1 protein-coding gene is annotated in these 814 nt (G+C 66.8%); it reads right to left on the minus strand.

Translation table 11 applies throughout. The features are described 5' to 3' along the window. Nucleotides 1–38 precede the first annotated feature (38 nt). Nucleotides 39–806 carry an MIP/aquaporin family protein gene (locus V3W46_RS04565; protein WP_331781910.1) on the minus strand — a complete coding sequence of 256 codons (768 nt, stop codon included), beginning with the start codon at nt 804–806 and terminating at the stop codon, nt 39–41. Between the last annotated feature and the right edge of the window lie 8 nt (nt 807–814).

The raw sequence follows: 814 nt of genomic DNA on the forward strand, positions 1-814 counted from the left end.
TGGCGGCCACCCGGCGCTGACGCCGGTGCCGCCGCGCGTCAGGTCAGGATGGGGAGGAGTGGTACGGCGACGAGGCCGGCGATGACGCCGCCGATGATGGGTCCGACGACGGGTACCCAGGAGTAGGACCAGTCAGAGGAGCCTTTGCCCTTGATCGGCAGGATGAAGTGCGCGATGCGGGGGCCGAGGTCACGGGCGGGGTTGATGGCGTACCCGGTCGGGCCACCGAGGGAGGCGCCGATACCGATCACGAGCAGGGCGACGGGCAGCGCGCCGAGGGAGGCGAGTCCTGCGGCGGAGCCGTTGCGGCCGAAGCCGATGACGACGAACACGAGCACGAAGGTGCCGATGATCTCGGTGATCAGGTTCCAGCCGTAGGAGCGCAGTGCGGGGCCGGTGGAGAACACGCCGAGTTTGTTGGCGGGTTCGGGTTCTTCGTCGAAGTGCTGCTTGTAGGCCAGCCAGGTGAACACGGCGCCGATGATCGCGCCGATTAGTTGCGCGCCGATGAACGCGATGACGGTGAGGACGTTCACGTCGACGCTGGTGGACGCTCCGCCGAAGGTCTTCGCACCGTTCGCGACGAGGCCGAGGGTGACCGCGGGGTTCAGTTGCGCGCCGGAGGCGTAGGAGACGATCACGCCGGCGAAGACCGCGAGGCCCCAGCCGATGTTGACCATCAGGAACCCGCCGTTGAAGCCCTTCGTCTTGGTCAGCGCCACGTTGGCGACGACGCCGGTGCCGAGGAGCACAAGCAGGGCAGTACCCACCAGCTCCGATACGAAATCAATACCTAGATTGTCCACGTTGACCT

Origin of the sequence: Subtercola sp. YIM 133946, assembly GCF_036553535.1 — a bacterium.
Classification (GTDB): Bacteria; Actinomycetota; Actinomycetes; order Actinomycetales; family Microbacteriaceae; genus Subtercola.